Annotated in this window: 16 protein-coding genes and 1 tRNA gene; 4 read left to right on the forward strand and 13 right to left on the reverse strand. The window is 65.2% G+C overall.

All coding sequences use genetic code 11. From position 1 onward, the window contains the following. Positions 1 to 72: 72 nt before the first annotated feature. Together AC5QAH_RS12490 and AC5QAH_RS12495 are read left to right on the forward strand one after the other, a co-directional pair. Positions 73 to 255, forward strand: a complete 183-nt coding sequence (locus tag AC5QAH_RS12490; RefSeq protein ID WP_495232378.1) for a hypothetical protein — start codon at positions 73 to 75, stop codon at positions 253 to 255. Positions 256 to 333: 78 nt separating this feature from the next. Continuing rightward, on the forward strand, positions 334 to 651 hold the full coding sequence (locus AC5QAH_RS12495) for a hypothetical protein (protein ID WP_010481695.1): 318 nt from the start codon (positions 334 to 336) through the stop codon (positions 649 to 651). Between the two features lie 396 nt (positions 652 to 1,047). Here the strand turns inward: AC5QAH_RS12495 and AC5QAH_RS12500 are convergent, their stop codons facing one another. Then, the gene (locus tag AC5QAH_RS12500; protein ID WP_111102134.1) at positions 1,048 to 1,992 is read right to left on the reverse strand and encodes an aromatic alcohol reductase; all 945 of its coding nucleotides are present in this window, start codon (positions 1,990 to 1,992) and stop codon (positions 1,048 to 1,050) included. Between the two features lie 142 nt (positions 1,993 to 2,134). Between AC5QAH_RS12500 and AC5QAH_RS12505 the strand changes: the two genes are divergently transcribed. Further along, positions 2,135 to 2,491 carry a winged helix-turn-helix transcriptional regulator gene (locus tag AC5QAH_RS12505; RefSeq protein WP_235650808.1) on the forward strand — a complete coding sequence of 119 codons (357 nt, stop codon included), beginning with the start codon at positions 2,135 to 2,137 and terminating at the stop codon, positions 2,489 to 2,491. A 319-nt stretch (positions 2,492 to 2,810) separates the two neighbouring features. On the opposite strand, the gene AC5QAH_RS12510 is transcribed toward AC5QAH_RS12505, so the two are convergent. Further along, positions 2,811 to 2,886: transfer RNA gene (locus tag AC5QAH_RS12510), tRNA-Lys, on the reverse strand. 179 nt (positions 2,887 to 3,065) lie between these two features. On the opposite strand from AC5QAH_RS12510, the gene AC5QAH_RS12515 reads away from it, so the two are divergent. Continuing rightward, on the forward strand, positions 3,066 to 4,064 hold the full coding sequence (locus tag AC5QAH_RS12515; RefSeq protein ID WP_495232379.1) for a DUF2268 domain-containing putative Zn-dependent protease: 999 nt from the start codon (positions 3,066 to 3,068) through the stop codon (positions 4,062 to 4,064). A 63-nt stretch (positions 4,065 to 4,127) separates the two neighbouring features. Here the strand turns inward: AC5QAH_RS12515 and queC are convergent, their stop codons facing one another. The 11 genes from queC to AC5QAH_RS12570 all read right to left on the reverse strand — a co-directional run bounded on the left by queC (position 4,128) and on the right by AC5QAH_RS12570 (position 14,800). After that, positions 4,128 to 4,793: a 7-cyano-7-deazaguanine synthase QueC gene (queC, locus tag AC5QAH_RS12520; protein WP_495232380.1), complete on the reverse strand. Its 666-nt coding sequence runs from the start codon at positions 4,791 to 4,793 to the stop codon at positions 4,128 to 4,130. A 78-nt stretch (positions 4,794 to 4,871) separates the two neighbouring features. Further along, the gene (gene queE / locus AC5QAH_RS12525; protein WP_010481613.1) at positions 4,872 to 5,573 is read right to left on the reverse strand and encodes a 7-carboxy-7-deazaguanine synthase QueE; all 702 of its coding nucleotides are present in this window, start codon (positions 5,571 to 5,573) and stop codon (positions 4,872 to 4,874) included. Positions 5,574 to 5,749: 176 nt separating this feature from the next. Beyond that, positions 5,750 to 6,568 (reverse strand): tol-pal system protein YbgF, encoded by an 819-nt coding sequence (ybgF, locus tag AC5QAH_RS12530; protein ID WP_010481611.1) that lies wholly within the window; start codon positions 6,566 to 6,568, stop codon positions 5,750 to 5,752. A 3-nt stretch (positions 6,569 to 6,571) separates the two neighbouring features. Beyond that, on the reverse strand, positions 6,572 to 7,090 hold the full coding sequence (gene pal / locus AC5QAH_RS12535; RefSeq protein ID WP_005410748.1) for a peptidoglycan-associated lipoprotein Pal: 519 nt from the start codon (positions 7,088 to 7,090) through the stop codon (positions 6,572 to 6,574). Positions 7,091 to 7,154: 64 nt separating this feature from the next. Next, positions 7,155 to 8,474 carry a Tol-Pal system beta propeller repeat protein TolB gene (tolB, locus tag AC5QAH_RS12540; RefSeq protein WP_241874224.1) on the reverse strand — a complete coding sequence of 440 codons (1,320 nt, stop codon included), beginning with the start codon at positions 8,472 to 8,474 and terminating at the stop codon, positions 7,155 to 7,157. 285 nt (positions 8,475 to 8,759) lie between these two features. After that, positions 8,760 to 9,815 carry a cell envelope integrity protein TolA gene (gene tolA / locus AC5QAH_RS12545; RefSeq protein ID WP_019337544.1) on the reverse strand — a complete coding sequence of 352 codons (1,056 nt, stop codon included), beginning with the start codon at positions 9,813 to 9,815 and terminating at the stop codon, positions 8,760 to 8,762. Further along, positions 9,805 to 10,233 (reverse strand): protein TolR, encoded by a 429-nt coding sequence (gene tolR, locus AC5QAH_RS12550; RefSeq protein WP_005410751.1) that lies wholly within the window; start codon positions 10,231 to 10,233, stop codon positions 9,805 to 9,807. The genes tolA and tolR overlap by 11 nt, the downstream gene beginning before the upstream one ends. 24 nt (positions 10,234 to 10,257) lie before the next feature. Further along, entirely contained in the window at positions 10,258 to 11,037 is a 780-nt protein-coding gene (gene tolQ / locus AC5QAH_RS12555) for a protein TolQ (RefSeq protein ID WP_006438802.1), read from the reverse strand. Positions 11,038 to 11,047: 10 nt separating this feature from the next. Beyond that, positions 11,048 to 11,479: a tol-pal system-associated acyl-CoA thioesterase gene (gene ybgC, locus AC5QAH_RS12560; protein ID WP_010481597.1), complete on the reverse strand. Its 432-nt coding sequence runs from the start codon at positions 11,477 to 11,479 to the stop codon at positions 11,048 to 11,050. Then, positions 11,469 to 12,509, reverse strand: a complete 1,041-nt coding sequence (gene ruvB, locus AC5QAH_RS12565; RefSeq protein ID WP_010481595.1) for a Holliday junction branch migration DNA helicase RuvB — start codon at positions 12,507 to 12,509, stop codon at positions 11,469 to 11,471. The genes ybgC and ruvB overlap by 11 nt, the downstream gene beginning before the upstream one ends. 371 nt (positions 12,510 to 12,880) lie before the next feature. Beyond that, entirely contained in the window at positions 12,881 to 14,800 is a 1,920-nt protein-coding gene (locus tag AC5QAH_RS12570; protein WP_014038224.1) for a potassium transporter Kup, read from the reverse strand. Positions 14,801 to 14,808 lie beyond the last annotated feature (8 nt).

Below are 14,808 nucleotides of genomic sequence, written 5' to 3' on the forward strand. Positions count from 1 at the left end.
ATCCGCGATGGCGACGGCGCCGACGGTCTGCCCTGGCCGGAAACCGATCTGCCGCCCGGGCGGGAACAGGCCATGGCACACGCGGAGCGTGCCGCCATTGGCATGCTGACCGTGGCGGAAATGCTGCACGCCGCGGAACGCTGCCGGTCGATGGCCACGCCCGACCGCCATCTGGATGAGGGGCTAATCGATGGGTTGTTCTTCGCCTGCCGCGGGCTGGCGGAACGGGTGTGCCGGGATATCCGGCCGGCGTAGCCGCCGTTGCACCCAGATCCGGTCCATACTTGGGACGGACTGGTTGCCAGTCCCTTCGAAACCTACAAGGAGGTTTGCATGTTGAGTGCCCTGCTCATCGCCGCGCTGGCCGCCAGCTCGGCCGCGCCCGTACCGTATGCCGATTGCCTGCTCGGCAACATCCAGCCCGGGCTGTCTGATCGTGCCGTGCAACTGGTGCAGGAGGCCTGTGCTGCAAAGCATCCGGAGAGCTTCGCCGCAGCAATGGAACTGGAACGCAGAACCAGTCTGCAGCGGCTCACCTATTTCGAGGCGGCAAGAGCGGAGGCGGCACGTTCTGCGAATGCAGCGGCAACGGCCGCACAGGAGGCTGCTGACGCGGCGGCGGCTAAAGCGAAGACTGCGCGGACGAAGTAGTTGCCGTGGAAAAGCGCAACAAAAAAGGCACCGCATTGCGGTGCCCTTCTGAATGACCTGGGTCATTGGATGCAATTGGTGGGCCGTGAAGGATTCGAACCTTCGACCAAAAGATTAAAAGAAGGCTGGCGCTTCCTTTGAAAACAACCGTTTGCGCCGATCTATATTTCCGCCCATCGAGCGTGAAACCATTGCAGGTCCTAAGCTCACTCGACAATTTTTCCGGCGTCTCAAGCGATATGCATGGGATCCACGACCAAGACTCCACCGTTTGACGCCGGTTGCCGAGCCGTTGGCGAACTGGTGTGCCGCGACGTACAACCATCGTGAGCGTGCGGTCGGGAACGGCAATGAGAAAGGCGCCCAGTAGGCGCCTCCTCACAACCCAGCAGCAAATCAGGAGCGCTGCACGTTGGAATCCAGCCATGCCTGCACGCCCTGCAGCTCGGCCCCGATCTTCGCATTGAAGGTTCGTTCCACATCCCACGCAACGCCCCTGCCTTGGGCAAAGGCCGCGCGATACTTCTTTATCATGTTGCCCGGGTCGTTAGCCAGTTCCTGCATGAGCTGGGGTACACCCCAGATCGTCAGCTCGAAAGGTTCGCCGAACGCCTTCTGCAGAATATCCGGAAGGTCGCCGTAGCGGATGGTGTCACCTGCCAGATACACGATCTCGTTGCGGATCGCAGGTGTGTGGAACACGATGCGCGCTGTCATTGCGCCGATATCATCCGGCGTGGTCAAGGTGACAGCGTTGCTCGCCGAACCCAGGGCGTTCACTTTATGCCCAATCAGGTCGACCACACCGAAGTCGGGCTCGAAGAGGTAGCTGGTGAACATCCCAGTGGAGATGATCACCCAATCCATCGCAGTCTGCGAACGCAGATACTCGCGCACGTCCAGCTGGGCGTCGAAAAGATCCTGAGGGCCACCGCGCCCAATGGCATCGAAATCGACACCGAACTGCCAAGGGAAGTAGCGGGGAATACCAGACTTCACCGCCGCACGCGCGACCTTCATTGGCGTATCGCGGCCTGCGGCATAGCCGGTGCATCCAATCACTGTGTCGAACTGCGCGAAAGTGGCCGCCAACGCTTCTACTGATTCAGTTACCAGATCGCCAGCAACGATATTCACCCCCAAGGCGCGGATTTCATCGACCACCCGCTGCTTCTCCGGCAGTTCTGAGTCGATCGACGTCGCCCGTAGCATCACACTGATCCGTGTACCTGGATGACTTACGGCCAAACGTGCAAGGTTCCGGATGACAGGCATTCCAAGCTCGCCTGCGCCGAGCACCAGGATCGACCGAGAGGGGGTAGTGCTGATATGAGATGACATGGAAATCGCCTTGTGTGTGTACGATGGCGGCGATTCTGCCCGCCTAATGGCCCACACGTAAGAAGGCACATCGATGATACCGACCGCACCGTTCATGAGTCCGGAAGAACTCCTAAGGCACTCTCAAGCCATATGCGACGGGATGAGCGAGGACGAAGATGGACTGCGCCGGGAGGTTCTAGCGCACGCTGGTAGCCGCTGGTCCCTGGGTATCATCCATGCGCTTGGCGTGTATGGAACGCTGCGTCATGCCGAGGTCGCGCGACGGATGAAGGGGATCACCCAGCGCATGCTTACGCGCACCCTCCGGCAATTGGAACGTGACGGGTTGATCAGCCGGCGGGATCTCCGCGAAGTCCCGCCACATGTGGAGTACAGCATCACAGCGCTGGGCAAGGACCTTCTTGTACTGATGATTCCCATGTGGACATGGGTAGTGGCTCATGCGGAGGAATTCCGCCAATGTCGGCAGAATTTTGATTCTTCAGACAGGAAATGAAGATATGGGCCAGCAGCGGCGCAGGCAGGTAGCTTCACCCACTGGGGGGATGCTCCGGTGCGTCATCACCGAGGTATTTGCGTCGGTCACATCCGACGCCAAGCGTTTGGCCTTGTGTGGGCTACAACATCGGGGCGTCACCGAAGGCGCCGCAAGAACGCATGTGGTCACGTCACCACAGAGATGCGACAGCGATACGAGCACGAACTGCCGGTGGTTCAACCGCCTCATAAGCCGCACGTGCTCGAGCGTGGAACCACTTAATTTTTCCGGAAATATGAAAAAGGCGCCGCAAGGGCGCCTAAGTCATTGATGCAATTGGTGGGCCGTGAAGGATTCGAACCTTCGACCAAAAGATTAAAAGTCTTCTGCTCTACCGACTGAGCTAACGGCCCATTGCACTGCCCCAGCCTTTCGGCGGGGTGGGCATTCTACCCTACTTTGCCGGGCCGGGTGAAACCCTGGTGCGTCGAGGTTGCCGGCCAGCGGCCGGCACTACCCGATCCGGGCGGCCGACCTAAACCTTTCGGACCAACGCTGCATCTCATCTGCGATCCTTCCCCCGGAGCTGTGGATGCGCCTGCCCTTCTGCCTCATTGCCGCCCTGCTGCTGCCCTGCACGGCACTGGCCGCCCCATCCAAGGTCGTCACCGACGACATCGGCCGCTTCTGGGCCACCTATGACGCTGTGCGCGCCGAGCCCGACGCCGAGCGACGGGTGGCGCTGGTCCAGCAGCGCTACATCGATCCGGGCAGCCCCGGCCTGCATGCGCTGATGCAGGTGCGCAACTACACCGCCCGCGAGTACGCCGAAGCCATGAACGCGTGGCCGCGCTTCTGGACCTCGGTACGCCCGCTCACCGCCAACGCGAAGCTGGCCAGTGCCTCGCCGGAGCGCGATCTGGTTGCGTTCCGTGCGCTCTACCCTGCCCTGCGCCCGGCCACCATCACCTACGCAGTCGGTGTACTGCGCACCGGTGGCACCACGCTAGGCGACAAGGTGCTGATCGGTGCCGAGATGGCGCTGGGCGATGAGCGCGTGGACGTGAGCGAACTGCCCGAAAAGATGCGCGAGCGGCTACGGATCTTCTACGACAGCCGTCCGGGGGCGAACAACGCGCAGAACAACCTGCACGAGTACGTGCATACCCAGCAGCGCGAGACCACCGGCAGCCTGGCCCAGTACGCGGTGCGCGAGGGTGTTGCCGAGTACGTGGCCGAACGACTGAGTGGGCGTCGGCCGGCGCTTCCGCTGTACAGCTACGGACCCGCGCATGAGGCGGACATCCGCACGCGTTTCATTGCAGAGATGGACGGGGGTAACCTCGACAACTGGCTCTACAACAGCGCCCGCAATCCATTCGGGGTGAGTGATGTGGGGTACTACGCTGGGTATCGCATCGCGCAGGAGTACATGCGCCAGCAGGCCGACGAGAAGGCCGGTATCGCGCGGATGATCGAGCTGGACTATGCCGATGCGGGGGCGGTGCGGGCATTCATCGAGGCATCGGGGTGGTTGCCTGATGAGGCTGCCGGCCAGCGGCCGGCACTACCAGACTCCAGCCGCCGGTAGCGCCGGGACAGAGAGTGCGAACCAACGGTTCGCACCCACCATTGGGGCATCAGCCCCATCACCTCAGGCGTACAGCGTGGGGTCCGGCACGCCGGCTTCGGCGAAACCCTGCGCGCGCAGGCGGCACGCATCGCAGTGGCCGCAGGCGGCGCCGTTGGCGTCGGCGTTGTAGCAGGACACGGTCAGGCCGAAGTCCACGCCCAGGCGCACGCCTTCGCTGACGATCTGGCCCTTGCTGAGGAACTGCAGCGGCGCGTGCACCTTGATGCCCGCACCTTCCACGCCCGACTTGGTGGCCAGGTTGGCCAGTGCCTGGAATGCAGCCACGAACTCGGGGCGGCAGTCCGGGTAGCCGGAGTAGTCCACGGCGTTGACGCCGCAGAAGATGTCATTGGCACCGAGCACTTCGGCCCAGCCCAGCGCCAGCGACAGCATGATGGTGTTGCGTGCCGGCACGTAGGTGATCGGGATACCGGCACCACCGGCCTCGGGTACCTCGATGTCATCGGTCAGTGCCGAGCCGCCTATGCTGCGCAGGTCCACGTCCACGGTCTTGTGCGCGACCACGCCCTGGGACTTGGCCACGCGGGCGGCGGCATCCAGTTCGGAGGTGTGGCGCTGGCCGTAGCGCACGCTCAGGGCATGCACGGCGAAGCCCTGTTCCTGGGCCATGGCGATGACGGCGGCTGAATCCATGCCGCCGGAGAGAAGCACGACTGCCTTCTTCATGGGTAAAACATCCGGTTGGGAGGGGAAAGCCAGCACGCTGTCCCGCGCCGGAGCTACATCAGGGAACGCTGCGCCGGCTCATCGGCCCGGCTCGTCGTTCCACAGGATTTTATGCAACTGCATCTGGAAGCGCACCGGCAGCCGGTCTTCAACGATCCAGTCGGCCAGCTGCCGCGCGGTGATCTCGCCCTTGCTCGGCGAGAAGAACACCGTGCAGCGCTTGACCAGATCGTGCTCGGCCAGCAGGGACTTGGCCCAGTCGTAATCCTCGCGGCTGCAGATGACGAACTTGATCTGGTCGCGGGCGGTCAGCAGCGGCAGGTTGTCCCAGCGGTTGCGCGCCACTTCGGCCGAACCCGGGGTCTTGATGTCGACCACGCGCGATACGCGCGGGTCCACCGCGCTGACGTCCAGCGCGCCGGAGGTCTCCAGCGAAACATCCATGCCGGCATCGCAGAGCTTCTGCAGCAGCACCAGGCAACGCTTCTGCGCCAGCGGCTCGCCGCCCGTCACGCAGACGTGGCGCACGCCCTGGGCCAGCACCTCGGCCACGATGTCGTCGATGTCCCACCAGGTGCCGCCATGGAAGGCATAGGCGGTGTCGCAGTACTGGCAGCGCAGCGGGCAGCCGGTCAGGCGCACGAACACGGTCGGCCAGCCGGCGGTATCGGCTTCGCCCTGCAGCGAGGTGAAGATCTCGGTGATCTTCAGGCGTGGCAGCGGCGACTGCACGATCTCACTGGGGGTGGCGGCGGCGCTGGACGGGGTAACGGCGGTCATGGCGGGGAGTTCTTGGTGGGACACGTGGCGGGTGGGCTACCGTGGCCGGTAACGAAAGCAGCCGAGCATGGCTCGGCTCTACAACAGCAACCGGACGGGTTTGCCGGTCCGGAAACGAAAGCAGCCGAGCATGGGCTCGGCTCTACAGGGCACCCATTGTACGCCCGGTCAGCGGATCAGCGGATCTGCTTGCCGAGGCGGATGGACTGCAGACGGTCCTGCGCGGTGCGCGCGGCGTCCGAGCCAGGGTACTGCGCCACGACGGTCTCCAGCGTCTGCTGGGCCTGGTCGACCTTGCCCTCGCCGTATTGCGAGAGGCCGACCTTGAGCAGGCCGCCAGCGGCCTTGTCGTGGGTCGGATAGCGCGAGAGCAGTTCGCGGAACTGGGTCTCGGCCATCGGGAAATTGCGGGTGGCGTAGTAGCTCTCGCCCAGCCAGTACAGCGCGTTCGGCGCGTAGACGCCGTTCGGATACAACTGCAGGAAGCTCAGGAACAGCTGCGCCGAGTCATCGTACTTGCCGGCCTTCAGCGAATCGAAGGCGACGTTGTAGGAGGTGCGCTCGTCGCCGGTGGCGGCAAGGCTGCCGGCATCACCATGGACGGAAGGCGGCCGCTCGGAAGTGGCCGCCGCTGCGGGTTTTGCCGGAGCCGGTGCGGCCTTCGGCGCGCTCGCCGGAACGGGCGGCAGGGCCGGGGCGGCATTGCCCCCTTCCAACCGGTTCAGGCGGCTGTCCAGATCCAGGTACTGGTCCTGGGCGGACTGCTTGAGCTGGGCGTTGTCGTGCTGCAACTGCTCGATCGAGGCCTGCAGGCTGGTGACCTGCTGCCGCAGCTGATTGATCTGGTTCAACAGGTCCTGGTTGGCACTGTTGTTGTACATCTGCTGCTCGATCGCGCCAACGCGGTCGGCCAGGCTCTGTCGCTGTGCATGCGCCGGTGCGGCAGCCACGAGGGCTGCCGCAACGACCAGCATCAGTTTGATGCCAATGCGCATGGATTACTGCGCGGTGTAGACGATTTCGACGCGACGGTTCTGCGACCAGCAGGACTCGTTCGACTCGGTGCAGACCGGACGCTCTTCACCGTAGGACACGACGGTCAGCTGCGAAGCCGAGCCACCGTTGGCCTGCAGGGCCGAGTTGACGCCGTTGCCACGACGCTCACCCAGGGCCTGGTTGTACGCGCGCGAACCGCGCTCGTCGGTGTGGCCCTGCAGGGTGATGCGCGAGGACGGACGGTCACGCAGGTACTTGGCGTGGCAAGCCATGATGGCCTGGAATTCCGGCTTCACGTCTTCCTTGTCCAAGTCGAAGTAGACAACGCGCTGGCGCAGGCAAGCGTCGGTGTCCAGGTCGCCCGGGCCGTACAGGCCGGAGGTCGACGGACCGGTCGGGGTGGTGGTCGAGGTGCCGGTGTCAACCGGGGCTGCCGGCTCTTCCTTCACCTTCTTCGAGCAACCGGCCAGGACGGCCACAGACAGCAGGGAAACAAGCAGAACGCGGGTGGACTTGTTCATGGCGATACCTTTGTGGCTCCTAGGCCGATGAGGGGTTCAAGACAGCGAAAATATTAACACTCTTTTAGCGCTGGGTACGGTATGGGGACCATGCCGGCTCGCGCACATCACCATCGGCCAGGACCAGGCGCTGGCGAACCCGCGCATCGGCCGAAACGGCATACAACACACCACGGCCACCTTCGCGGGCGGCGTACAGCACCATGCTTGCGTTGGGCGCAAAGCTGGGCGATTCATCCAGCGACCCCGGGGACAGCGTGCTCCAGCGGGGCGAACCCAGCGAGCTGTCCATCATCGCGATCTTGTAGCTGTTGCCCGAGCCCTGGGCGACGGCGATCTTCTTGCCATCGTAGGACACCGAGGGCTTGGCGTTGTAGTTGCCCTGGAAGGTCACGCGCTCGGCGCTGCCGCCGCCCGCACCGACCTTGTAGACCTGCGGACGGCCGCCGCGGTCGGAGGTGAAGTACACCGCGCTGCCGTCCGGCGCCCAGGTCGGCTCGGTATCGATGGCGAAGTGGTTGGTCAGCTGGGTCAGCTGCTTGCTGCCCAGGTCCATCACGTAGATTTCCGGGTTGCCCGAACGCGACAGGGTCAGGGCCAGCTTGCGGCCGTCCGGCGAGAACGCCGGAGCGCTGTTGATGCCGCGGAAGCTGGTGACCAGCTCGCGGGCGCCGGTGCCGATGTTCTGGATGTAGATGGCCGAATTGCCACGCTCGAAGCTGACGTAGGCCAGCTTGCTGCCATCCGGGCTCCACGACGGCGACAGCAGCGGCTCGGCCGAACGCACGATGGTCTGCGGGTTGTAGCCGTCCGAGTCGGCCACCATCAGCGCATAGCGCATGGCGTCGCCCTTGCCGCTGGCGGTCACGTAGGCGATGCGGGTCCAGAAGGCGCCGCGCACACCGGTGATCTTCTCGTAGATGGCGTCGGCCATCTGGTGGGCGACGTCGCGCATGGCATTGCCACGGGCGGTCATCGCCAGGCCCAGCAGGCGCTCGCCCTTGGGCACGTCGAACAGTTCGTACTCGACGCGGTAGGCACCGGCACCGGCGTCGAGCACGCGGCCGACCACGATGTAGTTCTGCTTCAGCGCGCGCCAGGTGGCGAACTGGATGTCGCCGCCGCGCACCGGCTTCTCGACGATCTGCGCTTCCGGCAGCGTGCGGAACTGGCCCGAACGCTCCAGGTCGGCACGGACCACGCCAGCGACGTCGGTCTGCGGTGCAGCCGCCGAACCCTGGTAGGGCATCGGCACGATGGTGATCGGCAGCGCGGAGGCATTGCCGCCGATGATGTCGATATCCAGCCCCTTCTGCTGCGCGAGGGCAGCAAAGGGCAGCAACAGGGCCGCAAACACGGCAAGCCAGCGAGGCATCTTTTTCATGGAGCGCTCAATAGGGGGAAACCGGAACGAGGGATAACAAAGCGGAAGTGAACCGCTTCGCAATCATGAACCAAGGGTACGTGAATTCCGGGTCAGTTCCAGCCCGTCCTCTCACGCACCGTTAACGTCGTGGCTAACATCGCACTCGCCTGCCCCGGTAACGCCGCCCTGTGGGGCGGTGTTCGACAGCAGCCCACACCCTGCCCGGCCGAAACCAGACCTGCCAGAGGCGAGCGCGACATCCGTGGGCGCAGGTGGCCCGGAAGCCACCCTGCCCTGCCCGCCTCAGCGATCCTGGGCGGTAAAGGTGAAGTTGAGCGTGCGCGCGAATACCGACTCGAAGCCGCGGTACGGCAGCGGCTGCGCATTGAGCACGGCGGCCTCGATCGAACGCTTGCCGGCCTCGTCGTACGGGCAGTTCGGGCTGACCTTGGCCTGCATCACCGTGCCACCCGGAATCTGGGTGATGGTGATCTGGCAACGCTGACCCAGCGGCACCGTATCCGGGCGCACCCACTGCGACAGCACCTTGGCCTGGATCGCGGCAGCGTACTTGGCCGATAGATCGTCGCTGTTACCGCCACCACCGGCGGCTGGCTGGGATGCACCGCTGGCACCGGCGGCGGCACTGCCGGCGGCATTGCGCGCGGCGGCGACCTCGCGCAGCTTCCGCTCGGCCAGCTTGGCTTCCTTCTCGGCCTGCTCGCGGCGGGCACGGATCTCGGCGATCTTCTTCTGCTTCTCGGCCTCGGCCTTGTCTGCGGCCTGGCGCGCCTGATCGGCCAGCTTCTTCTTCGCGTCTTCTTCCTGCTGCTTGGCCAGGCGCAGCTTCTGCTCCGCTTCTTCCTGGCGCTTGCGTTCGGTCAGGTCGATCTGCTCCTGGCGGCGCTTGGCTTCCTGCTCCTGCTTGGCCTTCTCCTGCGAGATGGCCAGCGCGCTCACTGCTTCCTGGTCCTTGGTGTCCGGCTGTGCGACGCGCTCCTGCGCCTGTTGCTGCTGGGGCGTGGGAGCGTCCTGCGGGCGCGGTTCGGGAATCGGCTGCGGCGGCGGAATGGTGTCTTCCGGTACGGGGATCGGTTCGGCCACCGGCGGCGGCAGGTCCTCCAGCTTCTCCGACTGGCGCAGGGCCTGGCGTGCGGCGGAGGCCTCGGACGCGGACAGCGCCAGGCTGGCCTCGACCGAGGGATCGCCTGCGGCGGCGTCGGTGTTGCGCTCGGGCGACCAGAACCAGGCCACGATGAAGACCAGCGCGACCAGCAGGTGCACCAGCAACGCCAGCGCCAGGGGCAGGCCCCAGCCGGGTTCGCGCTGCTGTGGAGGTGGCAGGGCGTCAGCGTGCATCGGTGGCCAGGCCTACCTTGTCTACCTTGGCGCGCTTGATCACATCCATCGCAGCGATGACCTTTTCATAGGCCACGGCACGGTCGGCGGCGACGATCACGCGCACGCCCTTGTCCTGGGCGGCGATGCCGGCCAGGCGGCCTTCCAGTTCCTCGGCCGACACAGCGGTCGGTTCCTTGGCGTCGGGCAGCTTCAGGCTGAGCTGGCCGTCCTGGCGCACCGAGACGATCACCGGGTCCTGCTTGCTCTCCAGCGCCTTGGCGTTGGATTGCGGCAGGTCGACGTCGAAGCTCAGCGTGAGCAGCGGCGCGGTGACCATGAAGATGATCAGCAGCACCAGCATGACGTCGATGTAGGGAACGACGTTGATTTCCGATTTCAGCTTGCGGCGCTTGCGGCGACCGATGGCAGCGGACATGGCTTGGACTCCCGGGTCAGGCGCTTACTCGTCGCCAGCGCTCTGGCGCTGCAGGATGGAGCTGAACTCTTCGGCAAAGGTCTCGAACCGCACCGACATGCGCTCTACGCGGGTGGTGAAGCGGTTGTAGGCCCACACTGCCGGAATCGCCACGAACAGGCCGATCGCGGTGGCGAACAGGGCTTCGGAGATGCCTGGCGCGACGGCGGCGATGCCGGCCTGCGCACCGCTGCTGATCATGTCGTGCATGGTCACCATGATGCCGAACACGGTGCCGACCAGGCCCACGTACGGCGCGGTCGAGCCGATGTTGGCCAGCAGTTCCAGGTTGCGCTCGAGCTGGTCCACTTCGCGGGTGTAGGTGGTGCGCATGGCACGCTGCGCGCCTTCCAGCTGCGCGCGGCCATCCAGGCGACGCTTGTCGCGCAGGCGGGTGTATTCGCGGAAACCGGCTTCGAAGATGGCTTCCAGGCCGCCGACATTGCGGCTGCGATCGGTGGCCGAGCTGTACAGCTTGCCCAGGTCCGCACCGGACCAGAAGCGGTTCTCGAACTCGTCGGCTTCGCGGGTGGCCTGCTTGAACACGCGGGCCTTGCGGAAAATGATCACCCAGCTGACGAACGAGCCGACCAGCAGCAGCAGCACGATGATCTTCACCGGCAGGCTGGCCTTGGCCATCAGTTCGAGGTAGTTGATGCCGCCGCCGGTGGTGGCCTGGGCAAGGGTCTGTGTCGCGGCGTTGCTGACGTCGGCCGGCAGTGCCTCGGTGACCGTGGCCTGCAGGGCCAGGAGCGTTGCGATCATCCGTTGTTCCTCAGTGTTCGGATTCGGGGTGGAGGTGGGGTTGCAGCACGGCAAGGACGGCCTCGTCCATGCCACGCGGGCGGAAACTGGCCGCTTCCAGTGCGGCGATGCGGACCTGCGCCGACAGCAGCAGTTCGCCGTCGCGCAGGATCTGCTGGTCGAAGACCATGCTGGCCTTCTTCAGCTGGACCAGGCGGGCACTCACCTGCAGGGTGTCATCCAGCCGTGCCGGCCTGATGAAATCCATCTGCATCGAGCGCACCGCGAAGACCATCCCATGCTCGGCGCGCATGCGCTCCTGGCCGTAGCCCAGCGCACGCATCCATTCGGTCCGGGCCCGTTCCATGAAGGCCACGTAGCGGGCGTGGTAAACCACGCCACCTGCGTCGGTATCTTCCCAGTAAATGCGTGTCGGCCAACTGAATCGGGGCTCAACCGACATCGGGAACCTCCGCGAACAGGTCCTGCGGCGGGTTCTTCGGCTTCAGGCCCATGTGCCGGTAGGCCTTGTGGGTGGCCATGCGGCCGCGCGCGGTACGCACCAGGAAGCCCTGCTGGATGAGGTACGGTTCTACCACGTCTTCCAGCGTGCCGCGCTCTTCGGACAGCGCTGCCGCCAGCGATTCGATGCCGACCGGGCCGCCATCGAAGTAGTCGACCATGGTCTTCAGCAGGCGCCGGTCAAGCTCGTCGAAGCCCTCCGGGTCGACCTTGAGCATCTTCATCGCAGCCTGGGCCACGGCCTCGTCGATGTGGCCGCCGGCCTTCACCTGCGCGTAGTCGCGCACGCGGCGCAGCAGGCGGTTGGCGATACGCGGGGTACCACGCGCGCGGCGCGCGATCTCCCCTGCCCCATCGGCGGTGCAGTCGATGGCCAGGATGGCCGCCGAACGGCGCACGATGCGGGTCAGCTCCTCGACGCTGTAGAACTCCAGGCGCTGGACGATGCCGAAGCGGTCGCGCAGCGGCGCGGTCAGCAGGCCGGCACGGGTGGTGGCACCGATCAGGGTGAACGGCGGCAGGTCGATCTTGATCGAGCGGGCGGCGGGGCCTTCGCCGATCATGATGTCGATCTGGAAGTCTTCCATCGCCGGGTACAGCACTTCCTCGACCACCGGCGACAGGCGATGGATCTCGTCGATGAAGAGCACATCGTGCGGCTGCAGGTTGGTCAGCAGCGCGGCGAGGTCGCCGGCCTTCTCGATCACCGGGCCGGAGGTCACGCGCAGGGCCACGCCCAGTTCGTTGGCGATGACGTGGCTGAGGGTGGTCTTGCCCAGGCCCGGCGGCCCGAAGATCAGTACGTGGTCGAGCGCGTCGCCACGCCCCTTGGCCGCCTGGATGTAGATCTCCATCTGCTCGCGCACCGGCACCTGGCCGAGGTAATCGGCAAGGCGCTTGGGGCGGATGCTGGCGTCGGCGGCGTCATCCTCGCGGGTGGCGCCGGCGCCGATGATGCGGTCGTCGGTCATGTGCTGATTATGCGGCAAAAGCGGGGTGATTCGGCCGGGCTGCGCCCGGCACCCGCAGAGGCAACTGCCGGAGCAACTGCCGGAGCAACTGCCGGAGCAACAGCCGGAGCAACAGCCAAAGCTGGCTTCCTGGGGGATGCCGGGGTGGGTCCGGTTGCGGGGGACGCTGCAAGTACGTCCATGTAAGCTCGGTCGCCGCATCCATGCGGCTCACGCCCCCGCAACCGGACCCACCCCGCCTTCGACAGATCTCCGCAATCTGCCGGAATGGCATGGCCGGCTCTGCCTGCTCTTGGTGGGTGTCGACCTTGGTCGACACGGTAGATCCACGCCATGCGTGGATGGATCTCTGGATGAATCGACGGTGAAGATTAAATCTCCACCTGCGCGCCGAGTTCCACCAGGCGATTGCCCGGAATGCGGAAGAAGCCGGTCGCAGGAGCAGCATTCCTGTGCATCAGCGCGAACAGCTTGTCGCGCCAGATCGGCATGCCGCGGTTGGCGGTGGCCACGATGGTCTCGCGGCTGGCGAAGAAGGTGGTGTCCATCGGGTCGAAGTAGATCCCGCCGTGGTCGCACGAGCGCATCAGCGCCAGCGGTACGTCCGGGGTTTCCATGAAGCCGAAGCGCACGTAGACCCGATAGAACTCGTCACCCACCGATTCGATCTTCAGCCGCTGCCCTTCCATCGCATACGGAATCGGCAGGGTTTCCACGTGCAGGAACACGTTGCGCTCGTGCAGCACCTTGTTGTGCTTGAGGTTGTGCATCAGCGCATGCGGAGCCACGGTCGGGTCGGCGGTGAGGAATACCGCAGTGCCCGGCACGCGTACCGGCGGTGCCAGCATCAGGCCCGGCAGGAAGGTATCCAGGCGGATGCCGTCCTTGCGGATCTCATCGCGCAGCAGCTCGCGGCCACGGCGCCAGGTGCGCATCATGGTGAACAGGAAGATGCCCAGCACCACCGGGAACCAAGCGCCCTGCAGCAGCTTGGCACCGTTGGCGATGACGAAGCCGAGGTCGATGATGAAGAACACCACGCACAGCGGCAGGATCCACTTGCGTGCCTTCGGCCACAGCGAGCGGGCGACCAGGGCCAGCAGCAGAGTGTCGATCAGCATGGTGGCCGACACCGAGATGCCGTAGGCCACGGCCAGGTTGGACGAGCTGCGGAAGGCCAGCACCAGGCCGATCACCATCACCGCGATGCCCCAGTTGATGCCCGGGATGTAGATCTGGCCGATGGTGTCGTGCGAGGTGTGCTTGATGCGCATGCGCGGGATGTAGCCCAGCTGCATGGCCTGGCGCGAGACCGAGAACGCACCGGTGATGACCGACTGCGAGGCGATCACCGCGGCCATGGTGGCCAGGATGATCATCGGATACAGCGCCCACGGCGGCACCGCCTCGAAGAAGGGGTTCTTCAGCGCCTCTGGGTGGTTGAGCACCAGTGCGCCCTGCCCCAGGTAGTTCAGCACCAGGCACGGCAGAACGAAGAAATACCAGGCGTGGCGGATCGGCTTGGCGCCGAAATGGCCCATGTCGGCGTACAGCGCTTCGCCGCCGGTCACTGCCAGCACCACCGCGCCGAGGATGAAGATGCCGTGCCAGCTGTGCTCCATGAAGAAGCGGATCGCCCACCAGGGGTTGAAGGCCTTCAGCACTTCCGGCGCGTCGACGATGTTGTAGATACCGATCGCGGCCAGCGAAATGAACCAGACCGACGTGATGGGGCCGAAGGCCTTGCCGATCTTCTCGGTGCCAAAGCGCTGCGCGGCAAACACCATCAGCAGTACCACCACGGTGATCGGCACGATGAAGGCATGCAGGCCCGGCGCGGCCACCTCCAGGCCTTCGACGGCGCCCAGCACCGAAATCGCCGGCGTGATCACGCCATCGCCGAAGAACAGCGAGGCACCGAAAATGCCGAGGATGCCGACCACGTACGCCGAGCGTGACCCGTTGCGCAGCGTGCGCTGGGTCAGCGCCATCAGCGCCATGATGCCGCCTTCGCCGTCATTGTCGGCGCGCATGATGATGGTCACGTACTTCAGCGTGACCACGATGTTCAGTGCCCAGAACGCCAGCGAGAGCACGCCCAGTACCGTGTCGTGGTCGCTGTTGAGCCCGTAGTGCGGCGAGAACGCCTCCTTCAGGGTGTACAGCGGGCTGGTGCCGATATCGCCGAAGACCACGCCGATCGCACCGATGATCAGCGCCATGCCTCCGGCTGGAGGGGCGTGACCATGGCCGCCTGGGGCGGCGGCGTGCGGGGTTTGACTGCTGGACATGGGACTCC

Source organism: Stenotrophomonas sp. YJH_SMC_43 (assembly GCF_059372535.1).

Coding starts and splice junctions, on each gene's coding strand:
- tolQ (WP_006438802.1), bottom strand. CDS start 11,037: ATGATCGCAACGCTCCTGGCCCTGCAGGCCACGGTCACCGAGGCACTG.
- ybgC (WP_010481597.1), bottom strand. CDS start 11,479: ATGTCGGTTGAGCCCCGATTCAGTTGGCCGACACGCATTTACTGGGAA.
- tolB (WP_241874224.1), bottom strand. CDS start 8,474: ATGAAAAAGATGCCTCGCTGGCTTGCCGTGTTTGCGGCCCTGTTGCTG.
- AC5QAH_RS12515 (WP_495232379.1), top strand. CDS start 3,066: ATGCGCCTGCCCTTCTGCCTCATTGCCGCCCTGCTGCTGCCCTGCACG.
- AC5QAH_RS12570 (WP_014038224.1), bottom strand. CDS start 14,800: ATGTCCAGCAGTCAAACCCCGCACGCCGCCGCCCCAGGCGGCCATGGT.
- ruvB (WP_010481595.1), bottom strand. CDS start 12,509: ATGACCGACGACCGCATCATCGGCGCCGGCGCCACCCGCGAGGATGAC.
- tolA (WP_019337544.1), bottom strand. CDS start 9,815: ATGCACGCTGACGCCCTGCCACCTCCACAGCAGCGCGAACCCGGCTGG.
- AC5QAH_RS12505 (WP_235650808.1), top strand. CDS start 2,135: ATGAGCGAGGACGAAGATGGACTGCGCCGGGAGGTTCTAGCGCACGCT.
- ybgF (WP_010481611.1), bottom strand. CDS start 6,568: ATGCGCATTGGCATCAAACTGATGCTGGTCGTTGCGGCAGCCCTCGTG.
- AC5QAH_RS12495 (WP_010481695.1), top strand. CDS start 334: ATGTTGAGTGCCCTGCTCATCGCCGCGCTGGCCGCCAGCTCGGCCGCG.
- AC5QAH_RS12500 (WP_111102134.1), bottom strand. CDS start 1,992: ATGTCATCTCATATCAGCACTACCCCCTCTCGGTCGATCCTGGTGCTC.
- pal (WP_005410748.1), bottom strand. CDS start 7,090: ATGAACAAGTCCACCCGCGTTCTGCTTGTTTCCCTGCTGTCTGTGGCC.
- queC (WP_495232380.1), bottom strand. CDS start 4,793: ATGAAGAAGGCAGTCGTGCTTCTCTCCGGCGGCATGGATTCAGCCGCC.
- tolR (WP_005410751.1), bottom strand. CDS start 10,233: ATGTCCGCTGCCATCGGTCGCCGCAAGCGCCGCAAGCTGAAATCGGAA.
- queE (WP_010481613.1), bottom strand. CDS start 5,573: ATGACCGCCGTTACCCCGTCCAGCGCCGCCGCCACCCCCAGTGAGATC.
- AC5QAH_RS12490 (WP_495232378.1), top strand. CDS start 73: ATGGCACACGCGGAGCGTGCCGCCATTGGCATGCTGACCGTGGCGGAA.